The following is a 15,424-nucleotide window of genomic DNA, read 5'->3' on the forward strand; positions in this document are numbered from 1 at the left end:
AAAAACGTCTACTTTAATATCAACAAATTACAGCCTCTAATATCAGAATTATCAAATCTTCCTAAAACTTCAAACGTTCCGTTTGGATATGTTTTGCCTAAGTCTTGTGTTGCAATAAAAGAGCAAGAATTAATATTTGCTAAATCTATAATATTAATCCCACCAGATTTTCCTTCAGGTAAAATAGTAAGTGCATCTTCAGTATCTCTTGTTAAAATTTTCATCCAAGGAGGGCATTCGAAAATTCCATTTCCTTTGGAATATGCCTGACTTAATAATTCGGTCATACCATATTCAGAATGAATTTCAGAAACTCCAAAACCTTTACATAAAATTTTGTGTAATTCTTCTCTTATAAGTTCTTTCCTTCTTCCTTTCATTCCTCCGGTTTCCATTATTATGGTATTTTTTAGCTTAAAACTATAAGTTTCAACCAAATCTAATAAGGCAAAAGAAACTCCAATAAGTAGTACTTTTTCACCTTTTTTATCTAATTCTCTCAAATTTTTAGTTAATTCATCTAAATTATTTAAATAAAATCCACTTTTCGGCTTTCTAGATTTTTTAATAAAATCATTTGCCATATAAATTAATGAAGAACCATCACGCTCTAAATAAGAAGGAAGTAATGCCAAAACAGTGCAATCTTCAATGTTTCCATAAAAATGCTCAAACCCTTTTGTAAAGCTTTCTTCATAAATAGATATAGCTGTTACAAAATGTTTACTTTGAGTAATTCCGGTTGTACCACTGCTTAAAAATACGCGCTCTACAGGTTTTTCAGAAGAAACAATTTTGTGTGATTTAAAAAATTGAATTGGTAAAAAGGGAATTTGACTAACTTTTATAATGGTTTCAACATCAATATTTAAGAGATTTAAAAACTCTTTGTAAACCAAATTGTTTTTAGCTTGAAACTGAAATATTTGGAGTGCAATTCTCTCAAAATCAGGAATATTATCTATATCAAAAACATTAATTCTTTTCATAAAGATTGGGAAACATCGCAAAAGTAATGTAAATTTACGCAACCTATTATCTTTTTAGGTATCTTATTAACAATTAAAACGCTAGCTGTTGGGTTTAAATAAGCTCATAAAACAATGTGCAAAGAATGATAGAATAGCACAGAAAGAAATTTACCATCTTTTTGCGGGTAAGTTATTTTCAATATGCTTAAAATACTCTAAAAATAAACAAGAGGCTCAAGATAATTTTCAAGATGGATTTATTACCATTTTCGATAAAATTGGGCAGTTTAATTTTAAAGGATCATTTGAAGGTTGGGCAAAGCGCGTTATGGTAAACACGATTTTATTAAAGTATAGAAAAAAAACCGTGTTAAATATTGTTACTGAAGAGATTCCTGATGAGGTGATTGTTGACATCGACGATGATGAAATTTCTTTAGACTTTTTGTTAAATCTTATTCAAGAGTTACCAGACAGATACAGAATGGTTTTTAACCTATATGTATTAGACGGATGCTCTCACAAAGAGATTGCAAAAATGTTAAAAATTGCAGAAGGCACATCTAAATCCAATTTGGCTAGAGCCCGAGGCATTTTAAAGCAAAAGATTGAATTGCATCAAGAGAGTCAACAGTCTATTTAAGATAAAAGGTTAAAGTGAGAGATTACAAAAGTATTGATAGAATATTTCAAGAAAACTTAAAAGATTTGGAGGTTTTTCCTCCCAATAAGTCTTGGGATATGATTGAAAAAAATTTAGGGACTGTTTCAAGAAAGAAACGTTTTCCTATTTGGTGGAAATTTGTAAGTGTTGCAGCATTGCTAATCTTACTTTTCACCATTGGCACAATTTATCTCATTCCAGAGAATAATTTTTCAAAAAATTTCTTAAAACTGAAAAGCAATAACGATACGGTAGTTGATAGAAATGATAGTATTAATTTAATAATTGCTAAAAAAGATTTAGAAATTAAAGATTTAAATGATAGGCTTGAAACAAGAAAAGTTTTAAGTAATGAAAGTGAAGGAATTGTTTCTGATATGAATGATAACAATACAAATGATTTATTAGAGCAGACTACATTTAAAAATAATTCAAAGGATAATTCTATTTTAGCAGATGCATTAAACTTACCGTTATCAAATAAGAAAAATAAGAAAGTTGTAAATAAGGATGTTTCAAATGGAAAAATAACGGTTGCTACTATTTTTGCCCCAATTTACATTAATTCTTTAGGTGATGGATCTGGGATTGACAGTCAATTTAAAGATAGTAGAGCTTCGGGAAACTCGTCATATTCTTATGGGGTTAAATTTGCGTACGAACTTAATAGTAAGTTTAGCGTACAATCGGGTATAAATCTTATAAATTTAGGATACAAAACTAACAATGTGTATGTAACACCAGGTGTTTCAGTTTTAGGATTTTCAAATTTATCAACTATTCCTATTGCATCAAAATCTCAAAATATCCCAACGGCAAAGCAAAACGAACTTAATTTAGACGATCCAAATAAAGGAAGTTTAAATCAAGTTTTTGGGTATGTTGAAATTCCGGTTGAAATAAAATATAGTGTTACGGATGGTAAATTAGGAGTAAATTTAGTTGGAGGATTTAGTACCCTTCTATTAAATAGAGATGAAGTTTTTATTGAGACGGGCTCTTTTACTCAAAGTTTAGGTTCATCAAACAATTTAAGATCAATAAATTTTAGTGGAAATATTGGTGTTGATGTTGATTATTCAATAAAGAAAAATCTTTATATTAATATTTCACCTATGTTTAAAATGCAAACAAATACCTTTTCAAAAAACTCTGGTAGTGTGCAACCATATTATTTAGGAGTTTATACAGGATTAAATTATAAGTTTTAGTTGGTTTATTATTTGGTTGGTTACCAAATATTGAATGAAGAAAGCCATTTCAAATTTGAAATGGCTTTACTTTTTTTAACACATAATATTCGTAGCTTTGTTTAACAATAATTTTAATTAAATCTATAATGGAAATTTTAGCAATTAAAAGTACAATACAAAAAGCACTTAATAAATTAGGAGTAAAAGATATAAATGAAGGCACTTCTACAGGTTCAAATTTTTTTGGAAATGGTGAAATAATTGAATCCTATTCTCCAGTTGATGGTGAATTAATTGGTTCTGTAACTTCAACAACTAAAGAAGATTATGAGAAAGTAATAGCGACTGCTCAAAAAGCATTTAAAAGTTGGAAATTAAAACCAGCACCGCTACGAGGAGAAATTGTAAGACAGTTTGGTGATAAATTAAGAGAATTAAAACAGCCTTTGGGTGAGTTGGTTTCTTATGAAATGGGAAAATCTTTACAAGAAGGATTGGGAGAAGTACAAGAAATGATTGATATCTGTGATTTCGCTGTTGGTTTATCACGTCAATTACACGGCTTAACAATGCATTCTGAACGTCCGGGACATAGAATGTATGAACAATATCATCCACTTGGAATTGTTGGAATTATTTCAGCATTTAATTTTCCAGTTGCTGTTTGGGCTTGGAATACGGCATTAGCTTGGATTAGTGGGGATGTTTGTATTTGGAAAGCTTCAGAAAAAGCACCATTGTGCAGTATCGCTTGTCAAAATATTATAGCAGGAGTTTTAAAAGATAATTATTTACCAGAAGGAATTTCAAATATAATTAATGGAAATTATGTAGTAGGTGAATTTATGACTACAGATAAAAGAGTTCCATTAATCTCAGCAACAGGCTCTACTAGAATGGGTAAAATTGTTGGAGCTACTGTTGGAGCACGTTTAGGAAAATCATTGTTAGAATTAGGCGGAAATAACGCCATAATTGTAACACCGGATGCGGATCTTAAAATGACTATTATTGGGGCTGTTTTTGGCGCCGTTGGAACTGCAGGACAACGTTGCACATCAACTCGTAGGTTAATTATACACGAATCTATGTATGATAAAGTAAAAGATGCGCTGGTTACTGCTTATAATCAATTACGAATTGGAAATCCATTAGATGAAAATAATCACGTTGGACCTCTAATTGACAAGGATGCTGTAAAAATGTATGAAAATGCTTTAGCTAAAGTTGTAAAGGAAGGTGGAAATTTAATTGTTAAAGGAGGCGTTTTAAGTGGTGAAGGATATGAAAGTGGTTGTTATGTAAAACCTGCAATTGCAGAAGCGGAAAACTCATATGAAATTGTACAGCACGAAACTTTTGCTCCTATTTTATATTTGTTAAAATATTCTGGTAGTGTTGAAAATGCTATTGAAATTCAAAATGGTGTAAATCAGGGATTATCATCTGCAATTATGACAAATAATTTACGGGAAGCTGAATTATTTTTATCTCAGGCAGGATCAGATTGCGGAATTGCAAATGTGAATATTGGTACTTCTGGAGCTGAAATTGGAGGAGCCTTTGGTGGAGAAAAAGATACTGGAGGAGGAAGAGAATCTGGTTCAGATGCTTGGAAAATTTACATGAGACGTCAAACAAATACTATAAATTATACAACCGAATTACCTTTGGCGCAAGGAATAAAGTTTGATTTGTAGGGGGAATTTATGTCATATTGAGCCTGTCGAAATATTATAAACTTCGACAAGCTCAGTTTGACAAAATGTATGGTATTGACTTTTTAAATAACTCCATTTATTACAACTTTAATAAAAACTGAAATAATTGTTTCTTAGATAAACCTATATTTTCAAACAACTCTTCTACTTTACCATGTTCAATAAATTCATCTGGAATTCCTAAAACTTTAATTGTTTTATTCTTGTAATTAGTTTTAGTGGAAAATTCTATAACAGCACTTCCAAAGCCGCCTTTTATTGTTCCATCTTCAATGGTAATAATTGTGTCAAATTTTTCAAATATTTTATGAAGTAATGCAGTATCTAAAGGTTTTACAAAACGCATATTGTAATGAGCAAACTTGTTTTTTGGCAATTCCTCTTGAGTTTCAATTATCGTATTTCCAATAGTTCCAATACTCAATATAGCAATTTCTTTACCTTCAGTAATGCATTCTCCTTTCCCAATTTTAAGAGTTGAAAAAGGCTGTTTCCAATCAATTATTGTTCCTCTACCTCTTGGATATCTAATGGCTATTGGAAAATCAATTCCCAATTGAACAGTGTACATAATGTTTCTTAATTCTATTTCATTTAAAGGGGCAAATATTACTATGTTTGGAATACAGCGTAAATAAGCAATATCAAAAACACCATGATGCGTTGCACCATCTTCACCAACAATACCAGCTCTATCTATGCAAAAGATTACAGGTAAATTTTGCAAAGCTACATCGTGAATAATTTGATCGTAAGCACGTTGTAAAAATGTAGAATAAATATTACAAAACGGAATTAATTCTTGAGTTGCCATTCCAGCAGCTAAAGTAACTGCATGTTGTTCTGCAATTCCAACATCAAAAGCTCTTTCAGGTAATTGATCAATCATTAGTTTTAAGGAAGATCCAGTAGGCATTGCAGGCGTTATACCAACTATTTTTTTATTATTTTTAGCCAGTTCAACAATGGTTTCTCCAAATACATCTTGAAATTTAGGAGGTAAAATTTCTCCACTTTTAGGAACCAATTCACCTGTAGTTTTATCAAATTTTCCAGGAGCGTGGTATTTAACCTGATCTTGTTCAGCTTTTTGTAATCCTTTGCCTTTTGTTGTAATTACATGTAAAAATTTTGGGCCTTTTATAGATTTTAAACGTTCTAATTCGGTAATTACAGCTTCAATATTATGGCCGTCTATTGGACCAGAATAATTAAAATTTAAGGCTTCAATTATATTGTTTTTTCTAACCTTTTTACCAGCTTTTACATTGGTGAAATAATTTTTTAAAGCACCAACACTTGGATCAATCCCCATAGCATTGTCGTTTAAAATAATCAGTAAATTAGCATCTGTTACTCCGGCATGATTCAAACCTTCAAACGCCATTCCACTTGCAATAGAAGCATCTCCAATAACGGCAATATGTTGTTTTTTTAAATCGCCTTTAATTTTTGAAGCAATTGCCATTCCTAAAGCAGCTGAAATAGATGTAGAAGAATGTCCGGTGCCAAACGCATCATAAATACTTTCTTTTCTATTTGGAAACCCAGCAATTCCACCTAATTGTCTGTTTGTATGAAAAATTGCTCTGCGTTCGGTTAAAATTTTATGTCCGTAAGCCTGATGACCAACATCCCAAATTAATAAATCGTTAGGTGTATCAAAAACATAATGTAGAGCAATTGTTAATTCAACAACACCCAAACTTGCACCTAAATGACCTTCTTTTGTTGCAACAATATCAATAATAAAATCACGTAATTCATTAGCAACTTGTGGAAGTTGTTTTTTAGAAAGACTTCGTAAATCTTTTGGGTTATTAATATGTACTAATAAATTATTTTTCATTCATTACAAAACTACAATATTTAAATTGTTCATTATATTAAAATAATTACTTTTGAAATATGATAAATCCTTTTGACGACACCTATTTTATGAAACGTGCTTTGCAAGAAGCTCAATCAGCATTTGATAAAAATGAGGTTCCAATTGGCGCTGTAATTGTTATGAATAATCAGATAATTGCTCGGGCGCATAACTTAACGGAAACATTGACTGATGTAACTGCTCATGCTGAAATGCAGGCCTTTACTGCGGCTGCAGATTTTATAGGTGGAAAATACTTAAAAGAATGTACATTGTATGTTACTTTAGAACCTTGCCAAATGTGTGCCGGAGCAAGTTACTGGGCGCAAATAGGTAAAATTGTGTACGGAGCCAAAGAAGAGAAAAGAGGGTTTTTAACAATGAAAACTACCTTGCATCCTAAAACCAAAGTTGTAGGAGGTATTTTAGAAGATGAATGCAGTAAATTATTAACTCGGTTTTTTATTGAAAAACGAAACTTGAATTAACAATTAGCTATTTTTTTTATTGTGTTCTTCTAAATCTTTTCTGTATTTATCAAAGGTAAAATCTTTGATATTTTTGTTTCTATATCTATGATAAATAAATAAAGGCATTAACACAAAAGCAATTGCTAAAACGCCAATACCAATTGTAATTTCACCATTAGGATCTCCTGTATTTTTTAAATAAAATCCGTAAGATATTGTTCCTAAGACAAGTATTAAAATGGTAATTAAAACAATCTTCATATTTTCTATTTTTTGAATATTTTATACAATTAAAAATCTAAGTTACGCCGTAACATTTATTAATTTTCTTCGGTAGGCAGTTAATAAACGAGATTTAGACATAAATCCAAAATATTTTCCATCCTTTAAAACAACCAAATTCCAAGCGCCACATCTTTTAAATTTGTTTAATATTTCTTCTGCTGAATCTTTTTCATAATAAATGATATCGGAACCAGCGTGCATTAATGATTCAACATTTACAGTATCATACAATTCTTGATTAAACATAATACTCCTGATATCGTTTATAGTCAATATTCCTAGAAATTCATTTTCTTCATTCACAACAGGAAAATGATTTCGAGGGGATTTCCCAACAGCATTTTTTACTACTTCTCCCAAAGTCATCTCCGGGTAAAGTAGCACAAAATCGGTTTCTATAAGTTTATCCAAATCTAACATCATCAATACATTTTTATCTTTATCATGAGTTATAAGTTGGCCTCGTTCTGCGAGATCATGAGCATATATATTATGTGGAATGTATTTTTTTGTAATAATAAATGAAATTAATGAAACAATCATTAATGGTATAAAAAGTTCATAACCTCCGGTAATTTCAGCAATTAAAAAAATTGCCGTTAAGGGAGCTTGTAATATTCCCGCCATTAAGCCTGCCATACCAACCATTGCGAAATTTGTTAAGGATAATTGATGCGAAAATAAATTACTTGAGTTTACAATAAGTGCAAAAACGTAACCAGTAATACTTCCTGTAAAAAGGGTAGGCGCAAAAACGCCCCCAACACCGCCAGCTCCAAAAGTAAATGAGGATGCAACTATTTTAAAAAGTATTAATCCAATTAAAAATAAGATAATAATTGAACTATTTTCTGTGGTGTAATTAAATACATTATTACTAATTACACTTTGAACATTCCCTCTTAAAATACTGTTTATGGTTGTAAAACCCTCCCCAAATAAGGGTGGAATAAAATAAACAATAATACCTAGTAAACTTCCACCAATAAGTAGCTTGTGGTATGGACTTTTAATTTTTTTAAAAAAAGCACCAATATTAAAATACACTTTACTAAAATATATAGAAGCCAATGCAGAAGCAACTCCTAAGAAAACATAAAATGAAACATCGCTTAATACAAATTTATCTTCCAAATTAAAATGAAGTAATACATCATCCCCTAAAAAGAAATAAGATGTTAAAACAGCGGTAATTGATGCCAGTAATAATGGAATCATTGAAGCTAAAGTAAGTTCTAAACTAAAAATTTCAACAGCGAAAACTATAGCGGCAATAGGCGCTTTAAATATGGAAGCCATAGCGCCGGCTGCTGCCGCTCCAATTAAAAGAGTTCTAGTTGTTTGATTTAAATGAAATAATCGAGCAAAATTTGATCCAAGAGCTGCGCCAGTAGCAACTGTAGGTCCTTCTAAACCAACCGAACCTCCAAACCCTACTGTAATTGGCGCTGTAATTAAAGACGCCCACATTTGATGCCTTGGCAATATTCCTTTAAGTTTTGAAATAGCAAATAAAGTTGATGGAATTCCATGCCCCACTTTTTTTCGAATTATAAATTTTTTGGAAAGAAGAACTATCAACAATCCTAAAATTGGAAAAATAAAATAAAAAGCACCGTGAATATCTTTAATAAACTCACCCTCTAATAACTCTTGAATTAGATGGGTTAAGTTTTTTAAAAGAACAGCCCCAAGACCTGCAAGCAAACCAATAACGGCACTTGCAATGCGAATAAATTGTTTATTAGAGATATTTTGATATCTCCACTTTAAAAATTTGCGAAATAATATTTTTGATCTGGTTGACATTTAAGGATTGAAAAAATAGAATTGCAAAAGTACCAAAATAAGCGATAGCGTTTATCGTTTAGGACAACTTTTACATTTATTTCCCCCTTTCTTCTTATACTTTTTACAACATTCATCTTTGGTTTCACCTTTAGACTTTTTGCCTTTAGGTTTCACCCAGTTAAAATCGTAATTAAAAATATCTGAAGAATTGGATTTACTCACTGTACAAATTGAAATTTTGCCTAAAATAGAAAAACTTTAAGAATCAGCATATATAAATTAATAATTTTGAAATTAATAAGGCAGAAACATATACTTAGTAGCTGATATGGTTTCTGCATTTAGCTGTTTACACTAAATCATTTAATAAGAAAAAAAACCTCGATATTTTTATATCGAGGTTTTGTATATTTTATAAATCTAATTTCAAACACAATTCTTTTAATTGTGCATCATCAATTTTTGATGGCGCATCAATCATAACATCTCGTCCGCTATTGTTTTTTGGGAAAGCAATAAAATCACGAATAGTTTCTTGTCCACCTAAAATGGCAACCAATCTATCCAAACCGAAAGCCAAACCACCATGTGGAGGAGCACCATATTCAAAAGCATTCATTAAAAATCCAAATTGCTCTTTAGCTTGCTCTGGAGTGAATCCTAAATGGTCAAACATTAAAGCTTGTGTTGCTTTATCGTGAATTCTAATAGATCCACCACCTATTTCGTTTCCGTTCAATACTAAATCGTAAGCATTAGCTCTAACTTTTCCAGGATCGGTATCTAACATTGCCATATCTTCTGGTTTTGGCGATGTAAATGGATGGTGCATTGCGTGGTAACGTTCAGTTTCTTCATCCCATTCTAACAATGGAAAATCAACGACCCATAAAGGTGCAAACTCTTTAGGATTTCTTAATCCTAGACGTGTTGCCATTTCCATACGTAAAGCACTTAATTGCCCACGAACTTTATCTTCAACACCGCTTAAAACACAAATTAAATCCCCTGGTTTTGCTCCTGTAGCTTCAGCCCATTTTGCTAAATCTTCCTGATCGTAAAATTTATCTACTGAAGATTTGAAAGTTCCATCCTCATTACATTTTACATACACCATGCCTAAAGCACCAACTTGCGGACGCTTTACCCATTCAACTAATTTGTCAATTTCTTTTCTAGTGTAACTAGCTCCACCAGGTACAGCAATACCAACAACTAATTCAGCATTGTTAAATACACCAAAATCTTTATGTTGCGCAACGTCATTTAATTCGCCAAACTCCATTCCAAAACGAATGTCTGGTTTGTCGTTTCCGTATTTTTTCATTGCTTCATCGTAGGTCATTCTTGGGAAATCAGCAATTTCAACTCCGTTAATTTCTTTTAATAAATGACGTGTTAAACCTTCAAACGTATTTAAAATGTCTTCTTGTTCAACAAAAGCCATTTCGCAGTCTATTTGTGTAAATTCTGGTTGTCTATCTGCACGTAAATCTTCATCTCTAAAGCATTTTACAATTTGAAAATACTTATCCAATCCACCAACCATTAGCAACTGCTTAAATGTTTGTGGTGATTGTGGTAAAGCGTAAAACTGACCTTCATTCATTCTACTTGGCACTACAAAATCACGAGCACCTTCTGGAGTAGATTTAATTAAAACAGGTGTTTCTACTTCAATAAAATCTTGATCAGATAGGTATTTTCTAACCTCAATTGCTACTTTATGACGAAAAATTAAGTTGTTTTTTACTGGATTTCTTCTAATATCTAAATAACGATATTTCATTCTCAGTTCATCACCACCATCAGTTTCATCTTCAATAGTAAAAGGAGGAGTTAAAGATTTGTTTAAAATTTCCAACTTTTTTACCAGAATCTCAACTTCACCCGTTGGAATATTTGCGTTTTTTGAAACACGTTCAATTACTTCACCAGTTATTTGAATCACGAATTCACGGCCTAAAAGTTTGGCTTTTTCAACCATTTCTTTTGGTGTACGCTCTTCATCAAATATAAGTTGCGTAATACCGTAACGGTCACGTAAATCAACCCAAATCATAAATCCTATATCGCGCGATTTTTGCACCCATCCAGCCAGGGTAACTTCCTGACCTACATTTTCAATTCGTAATTCTCCGTTTGAATGTGTTCTATACATTTTTCAATTTTTTATTAGAATGTGCAAATTTAGTGATTTCGTAGATAGTTTTATACGTTATCAATTTTTTTTTGGGAGGTTCTAAATACTTTTATAAATGTATTGCTTTGGTCATTGTCTTTTTTTAGCTTCAAAAGACAAAAATTTGCTTAAAAAAATGACTCATTCCCTGCCGTAAAATAGAATAAAAATCTTTGTAGATTTGTAAACTAGGTAAACGCTAAATTTACCCTGCCTAAATTATAGATGACAAATAAGCATATAGGATTAGAGATTAGAGAAAAAATAGAAAAGTATCAAAATAAGAACGCTATTTATTATAAGGAAAAGGAGACTAATTTATGGATCGGAATTTCTTGGAATAATTTTGGAAACCGAATTAAAAAATTATCGAAGGCACTAATTGGTTTTGGTGTAAAAGAGCAAGATAATATTGGAATTTTTGCTGAAAATATGCCTGAATGGATTATTTCGGACATAGCAATAATGAGTATTAGAGCTGTAACTATTCCAATTTATGCTACAAATTCAAAAAAAGAAACCGAATACATAGTAAATGATGCTGAAATAAGTGTGTTGTTTGTAGGTTGCCAAGAAGAATACAATAAAGCTGTTGAAATTTTAAGTACCTGCAAGTATTTAAAACTAATAGTTGCATTAAATAATGATATAAAAATTCAGAAATCAGATAGTTCAATCTATGTTAGCGATTTTATGAATAAAGAAGCAACTAAAGAGATTGATGTTGAGCTTCAAAAAAGATATTATGAAGCTGAATCAACGGATTTAGCTAGTATTATTTATACTTCTGGAACTACTGGAGAACCAAAGGGTGTTATGTTAGATCATAATAATTTTGCAACTTCTTTACAGGCACATGATTACGAGTTAGATGTTTCGGAGAAGGATTCTTCATTAAGTTTTTTACCCTTAAGTCATATTTATGAACGTAGTTGGGTGTTTTTCTGTTTGCATTGTGGAATTGAAGTTTATTTTAATCAAAATCCAAAGTTAATTGCAGAAGTTTTAAAAGAAGTGAAACCAACAGTAATGTGCACTGTACCACGTATTTTTGAAAAAATATTTTCAGCAATTCAGGATAAAAGGCAAGAAGCATCACCAACTAAAATGAAATTAGCGAGTTGGGCTTTAGGAATTGGAAATAATTATTATAACAAGCATAAACGAATTGATAAAAAAGTACCATTAGCACTAAATTTAAAATACAAAATAGCCGATAAGTTAGTTTTGAGTAAACTAAGAGAAGTTTTTGGTGGTCGTATTAAATTTATGCCTTGTGGAGGTGCACCATTATCGCCAGAAATGGTTTCATTTTTTCACTCATTTGGTTTAAATATTAAATGCGGTTACGGATTAACTGAAACAACGGCAACGGTATCATTATTTGGATATAAACATTTCGAATTTAATTCGGCAGGAAAAGCTATTCATGGAACTGAAATTAAAATTGGTGAAAATGATGAGGTTTTAGTAAAAGGACCTGGCGTTATGAGAGGCTATTATAAAAAACCAGTTGAAACTGCTGAGGTTTTTAAAAATGGATGGTTTTGTACAGGCGATGCTGGAAAAATTGATGATAAAGGGAATCTGGTTATTACTGACAGAATTAAAGATTTAATGAAGACGTCTGGCGGGAAATATATTGCGCCTCAAAAATTAGAATCAGCATTAATTAACGACTCTTTTATTGAACAAATTGCAGTAATTGGTGATCAACAAAAATATGTAACTGCTTTGGCTGTGCCTAGTTTTGAAAATTTAAAAAAGTACGCATTAGAACATAAAATAACTTTTAAGGACATTGAAGAATTACTCAACCATAATCAAATTAAAGATATGTTTGAAAAGCGGTTTGAGGAATTACAAAAGGAATTTTCAATGTTCGAGAAAATTAAAAAATTCACATTATTACCTAAAGAATTTAGCATTGAAGCAGGTGAAATTACGGCAACTTTAAAATTAAAGCGAAAAGTAATTCAGAAAAAATATGAAGAGCTAATAGACAAAATGTATAAAGAGTAAACAACCATTAAAAAAATAAAAATAGTGGATTCAAAATTATATTTAGTTCCAACACCAATTGGTAATTTAGAAGATATTACCCTAAGAGCAATTAGAGTTTTAAAAGAAGTTGATTTAATTTTAGCTGAAGATACTCGTACAAGTGGTAAGTTATTAAAACATTTTGAAATTTCTACGCATATGCACAGTCATCATATGCATAATGAACATAAAACAGTTGCAAATATTGTAGAACGTATTAAAAATGGGGATGCTATTGCATTAATTTCCGATGCTGGTACTCCGGCCATTTCAGATCCTGGATTTTTATTAACGCGTGCGTGTATAGAAAATGGTATTGAAATCGAATGTTTGCCTGGTGCAACCGCATTTGTTCCTGCGTTGGTAAATAGTGGATTGCCAAACGATAAATTTGTATTTGAAGGGTTTTTACCAGTTAAAAAAGGACGACAAACTCGATTACTTTTTTTAGCTGAAGAAACACGCACAATGATTTTTTATGAATCTCCCCATAAATTATTAAAAACGCTGACCAATTTTACTGAGTATTTTGGAGAAGACAGGCCAATTTCAGTTTCAAGAGAATTGACTAAAATGTATGAAGAAACGTTAAGAGGAACTGTTGCAGATCTAGTCCAACATTTTACAAATAAAGACCCAAAAGGTGAATTTGTTGTTGTGGTTGGAGGGAAGAAATAGGATTAAGACTCATATCTAATTTCCCAAAAAAATAGAAGAAATTACGGATTAAAGTCCGTAATTTCTTTTGCGATTCCAGCTAGCTCTTTTTGTGCTGTGAAAGTCAATAAATCTTCCTTTATGCTCTAATTGGTTGTTTTCTTGTGTTGTTAAAATGTCGATAATGTTGTCTAAAGTTTTCATAATAAATTGTTTTAATAGTTAGTAACACAACAAATATATACAAGAATATAGTACTATGCAAAACAAAGTACTATATTATGAAATATTTAACATTTAAAACTACATAAAACATTGAAAATAAGAAATGTAAAAAAATTCAAATATTTTTAATTTAAATAAAAAGCCCATTAAAGTTAATTAATGAGCTTTTTTTATGAAGTATAAATTTTTGTTTAATAACTCATTTCAACAATTTTTTCAACATCACTAGGTGTTACTTTTCCGTGTTCACCTATACCTTTCCAACCACGTTCCTCAAAACGTTTAGAAATTATTTGAGCTGTTCCTTTATAATCTTTGGTGTATTCAGATAACGTTGTTTTAATACCTAAAGAATGAAAAAATGCGGTTGTTAATTTAATTCCAGCCAAAGCTTTTTCTTCTTTTTTTCCTTCAGTTATATTCCAAACACGTTCAGCATATTGAGCTAACTTATCTTTTTTACTATCTAAGTTAAAAGTATAATGACTTTCAGCAATAATTGCCAATGTTCTTGCATGGTCAATACCATATAATGCAGTTAATTCATGTCCCATCATATGGATGGCCCAATCTGATGGTACACCTTGTTGTATTAATCCGTTTAAAGCCATAGTACAACTCCACATAAAGTTTGATGCAGCTTTGTAATCGGATGGATCTTTTAATATTGCTGGAGCAACTTCAATTAATGTCTGTAAAATACTTTCAGCCAAACGATCTTGTAATTTTGCATCCACAGAATAGGTCATATATTGCTCTAAAACATGTGTAAAAGCATCTGCTAATCCATTTGCAATTTGTCGTTCAGGTATAGAAGCAACAACTTGAGGATCTAATATTGAAAAAACTGGAAATAATCCTGGACCACCCATTGCAAATTTTTCTTTGGTTTCTGCTCGGGTAATTACAGCACCAGAATTCATTTCTGAACCAGTTGCTGGTAAAGTTAACACGGTTCCAAAAGGCATTCCTTCAAGAGTTCGTTTATTTTTAGATAAAATATCCCACGGTTCTTCACCCTCATACAAAGCCGCAGAAGATAAGAATTTGGTTCCATCAATCACAGAACCCCCACCAACAGCTAATAAAAAAGTAATATTTTCAGCTTTAATAATATCTAAGGCCTCCATTAATACTTCATACTCTGGGTTTGCAGGAATTCCTCCAAATTCAATTATATCAAATTTTGAAAGTGCTTTTGAAACTTGTTCATAAACACCATTTGTTTTGATACTTCCACCTCCAAAAAGCATTAATACTTTTGCGTTTTCAGGAATTTCAGTAGCTAGATTTTCTATTTGACCTTTCCCAAATAAAATTTTTGTCGGGTTTTTAAATTGAAAATTATTCAT

13 protein-coding genes are annotated in these 15,424 nt (G+C 31.2%); 6 read left to right on the forward strand and 7 right to left on the reverse strand.

Going from position 1 to position 15,424, the window contains the following annotated elements; translation table 11 throughout:
• Positions 1 to 8: 8 nt before the first annotated feature.
• Entirely contained in the window at positions 9 to 989 is a 981-nt protein-coding gene (locus tag CHB63_RS07585; protein WP_089377850.1) for a LuxE/PaaK family acyltransferase, read from the reverse strand.
• Between the two features lie 88 nt (positions 990 to 1,077).
• Here CHB63_RS07585 and CHB63_RS07590 point away from each other — a divergent pair, with 88 nt between their 5' ends.
• The 3 genes from CHB63_RS07590 to amaB all read left to right on the forward strand — a co-directional run bounded on the left by CHB63_RS07590 (position 1,078) and on the right by amaB (position 4,528).
• A complete protein-coding gene (locus CHB63_RS07590) occupies positions 1,078 to 1,614 on the forward strand; it encodes an RNA polymerase sigma factor (protein ID WP_089377851.1) in 537 nt (178 codons plus the stop codon).
• Positions 1,615 to 1,628: 14 nt separating this feature from the next.
• Entirely contained in the window at positions 1,629 to 2,846 is a 1,218-nt protein-coding gene (locus CHB63_RS07595; protein WP_089377852.1) for an outer membrane beta-barrel protein, read from the forward strand.
• 128 nt (positions 2,847 to 2,974) lie between these two features.
• A complete protein-coding gene (amaB, locus tag CHB63_RS07600) occupies positions 2,975 to 4,528 on the forward strand; it encodes an L-piperidine-6-carboxylate dehydrogenase (protein ID WP_089377853.1) in 1,554 nt (517 codons plus the stop codon).
• Positions 4,529 to 4,628: 100 nt separating this feature from the next.
• On the opposite strand, the gene dxs is transcribed toward amaB, so the two are convergent.
• A complete protein-coding gene (gene dxs, locus CHB63_RS07605; protein WP_089377854.1) occupies positions 4,629 to 6,398 on the reverse strand; it encodes a 1-deoxy-D-xylulose-5-phosphate synthase in 1,770 nt (589 codons plus the stop codon).
• 59 nt (positions 6,399 to 6,457) lie between these two features.
• Between dxs and CHB63_RS07610 the strand changes: the two genes are divergently transcribed.
• On the forward strand, positions 6,458 to 6,907 hold the full coding sequence (locus CHB63_RS07610; protein ID WP_089377855.1) for a nucleoside deaminase: 450 nt from the start codon (positions 6,458 to 6,460) through the stop codon (positions 6,905 to 6,907).
• 3 nt (positions 6,908 to 6,910) lie between these two features.
• Here CHB63_RS07610 and CHB63_RS07615 read toward each other — a convergent pair whose 3' ends face one another.
• From CHB63_RS07615 to aspS, 3 genes are all read right to left on the reverse strand, one after another.
• A complete protein-coding gene (locus CHB63_RS07615) occupies positions 6,911 to 7,150 on the reverse strand; it encodes a hypothetical protein (protein WP_089377856.1) in 240 nt (79 codons plus the stop codon).
• Positions 7,151 to 7,192: 42 nt separating this feature from the next.
• Complete coding sequence (locus CHB63_RS07620; protein WP_089377857.1) at positions 7,193 to 8,983, reverse strand: chloride channel protein; 1,791 nt, start codon at positions 8,981 to 8,983, stop codon at positions 7,193 to 7,195.
• Positions 8,984 to 9,377: 394 nt separating this feature from the next.
• Complete coding sequence (gene aspS / locus CHB63_RS07625) at positions 9,378 to 11,126, reverse strand: aspartate--tRNA ligase (RefSeq protein ID WP_089377858.1); 1,749 nt, start codon at positions 11,124 to 11,126, stop codon at positions 9,378 to 9,380.
• A 246-nt stretch (positions 11,127 to 11,372) separates the two neighbouring features.
• On the opposite strand from aspS, the gene CHB63_RS07630 reads away from it, so the two are divergent.
• Both CHB63_RS07630 and rsmI read left to right on the forward strand, forming a co-directional pair.
• Complete coding sequence (locus CHB63_RS07630) at positions 11,373 to 13,169, forward strand: AMP-dependent synthetase/ligase (protein ID WP_089377859.1); 1,797 nt, start codon at positions 11,373 to 11,375, stop codon at positions 13,167 to 13,169.
• A gap of 24 nt (positions 13,170 to 13,193) precedes the next feature.
• The gene (gene rsmI / locus CHB63_RS07635; RefSeq protein ID WP_394335312.1) at positions 13,194 to 13,868 is read left to right on the forward strand and encodes a 16S rRNA (cytidine(1402)-2'-O)-methyltransferase; all 675 of its coding nucleotides are present in this window, start codon (positions 13,194 to 13,196) and stop codon (positions 13,866 to 13,868) included.
• A gap of 48 nt (positions 13,869 to 13,916) precedes the next feature.
• On the opposite strand, the gene CHB63_RS17410 is transcribed toward rsmI, so the two are convergent.
• Positions 13,917 to 14,051 carry a hypothetical protein gene (locus tag CHB63_RS17410; RefSeq protein ID WP_262494206.1) on the reverse strand — a complete coding sequence of 45 codons (135 nt, stop codon included), beginning with the start codon at positions 14,049 to 14,051 and terminating at the stop codon, positions 13,917 to 13,919.
• A 212-nt stretch (positions 14,052 to 14,263) separates the two neighbouring features.
• Positions 14,264 to 15,424 (reverse strand): iron-containing alcohol dehydrogenase, encoded by a 1,161-nt coding sequence (locus CHB63_RS07640; RefSeq protein ID WP_089377861.1) that lies wholly within the window; start codon positions 15,422 to 15,424, stop codon positions 14,264 to 14,266.

It is taken from the genome of Lutibacter flavus, assembly GCF_900188355.1.
GTDB lineage: Bacteria > Bacteroidota > Bacteroidia > Flavobacteriales > Flavobacteriaceae > Lutibacter > Lutibacter flavus.

What these genes read in the sequence shown, in the direction of transcription:
- CHB63_RS07585 (WP_089377850.1), bottom strand. Translation starts at nt 989, where the DNA reads ATGAAAAGAATTAATGTTTTTGATATAGATAATATTCCTGATTTTGAG.
- amaB (WP_089377853.1), top strand. Translation starts at nt 2,975, where the DNA reads ATGGAAATTTTAGCAATTAAAAGTACAATACAAAAAGCACTTAATAAA.
- dxs (WP_089377854.1), bottom strand. Translation starts at nt 6,398, where the DNA reads ATGAAAAATAATTTATTAGTACATATTAATAACCCAAAAGATTTACGA.
- CHB63_RS07610 (WP_089377855.1), top strand. Translation starts at nt 6,458, where the DNA reads ATGATAAATCCTTTTGACGACACCTATTTTATGAAACGTGCTTTGCAA.
- CHB63_RS07615 (WP_089377856.1), bottom strand. Translation starts at nt 7,150, where the DNA reads ATGAAGATTGTTTTAATTACCATTTTAATACTTGTCTTAGGAACAATA.
- CHB63_RS07620 (WP_089377857.1), bottom strand. Translation starts at nt 8,983, where the DNA reads ATGTCAACCAGATCAAAAATATTATTTCGCAAATTTTTAAAGTGGAGA.
- aspS (WP_089377858.1), bottom strand. Translation starts at nt 11,126, where the DNA reads ATGTATAGAACACATTCAAACGGAGAATTACGAATTGAAAATGTAGGT.
- CHB63_RS07630 (WP_089377859.1), top strand. Translation starts at nt 11,373, where the DNA reads ATGACAAATAAGCATATAGGATTAGAGATTAGAGAAAAAATAGAAAAG.
- CHB63_RS17410 (WP_262494206.1), bottom strand. Translation starts at nt 14,051, where the DNA reads ATGAAAACTTTAGACAACATTATCGACATTTTAACAACACAAGAAAAC.
- CHB63_RS07640 (WP_089377861.1), bottom strand. Translation starts at nt 15,424, where the DNA reads ATGAATAATTTTCAATTTAAAAACCCGACAAAAATTTTATTTGGGAAA.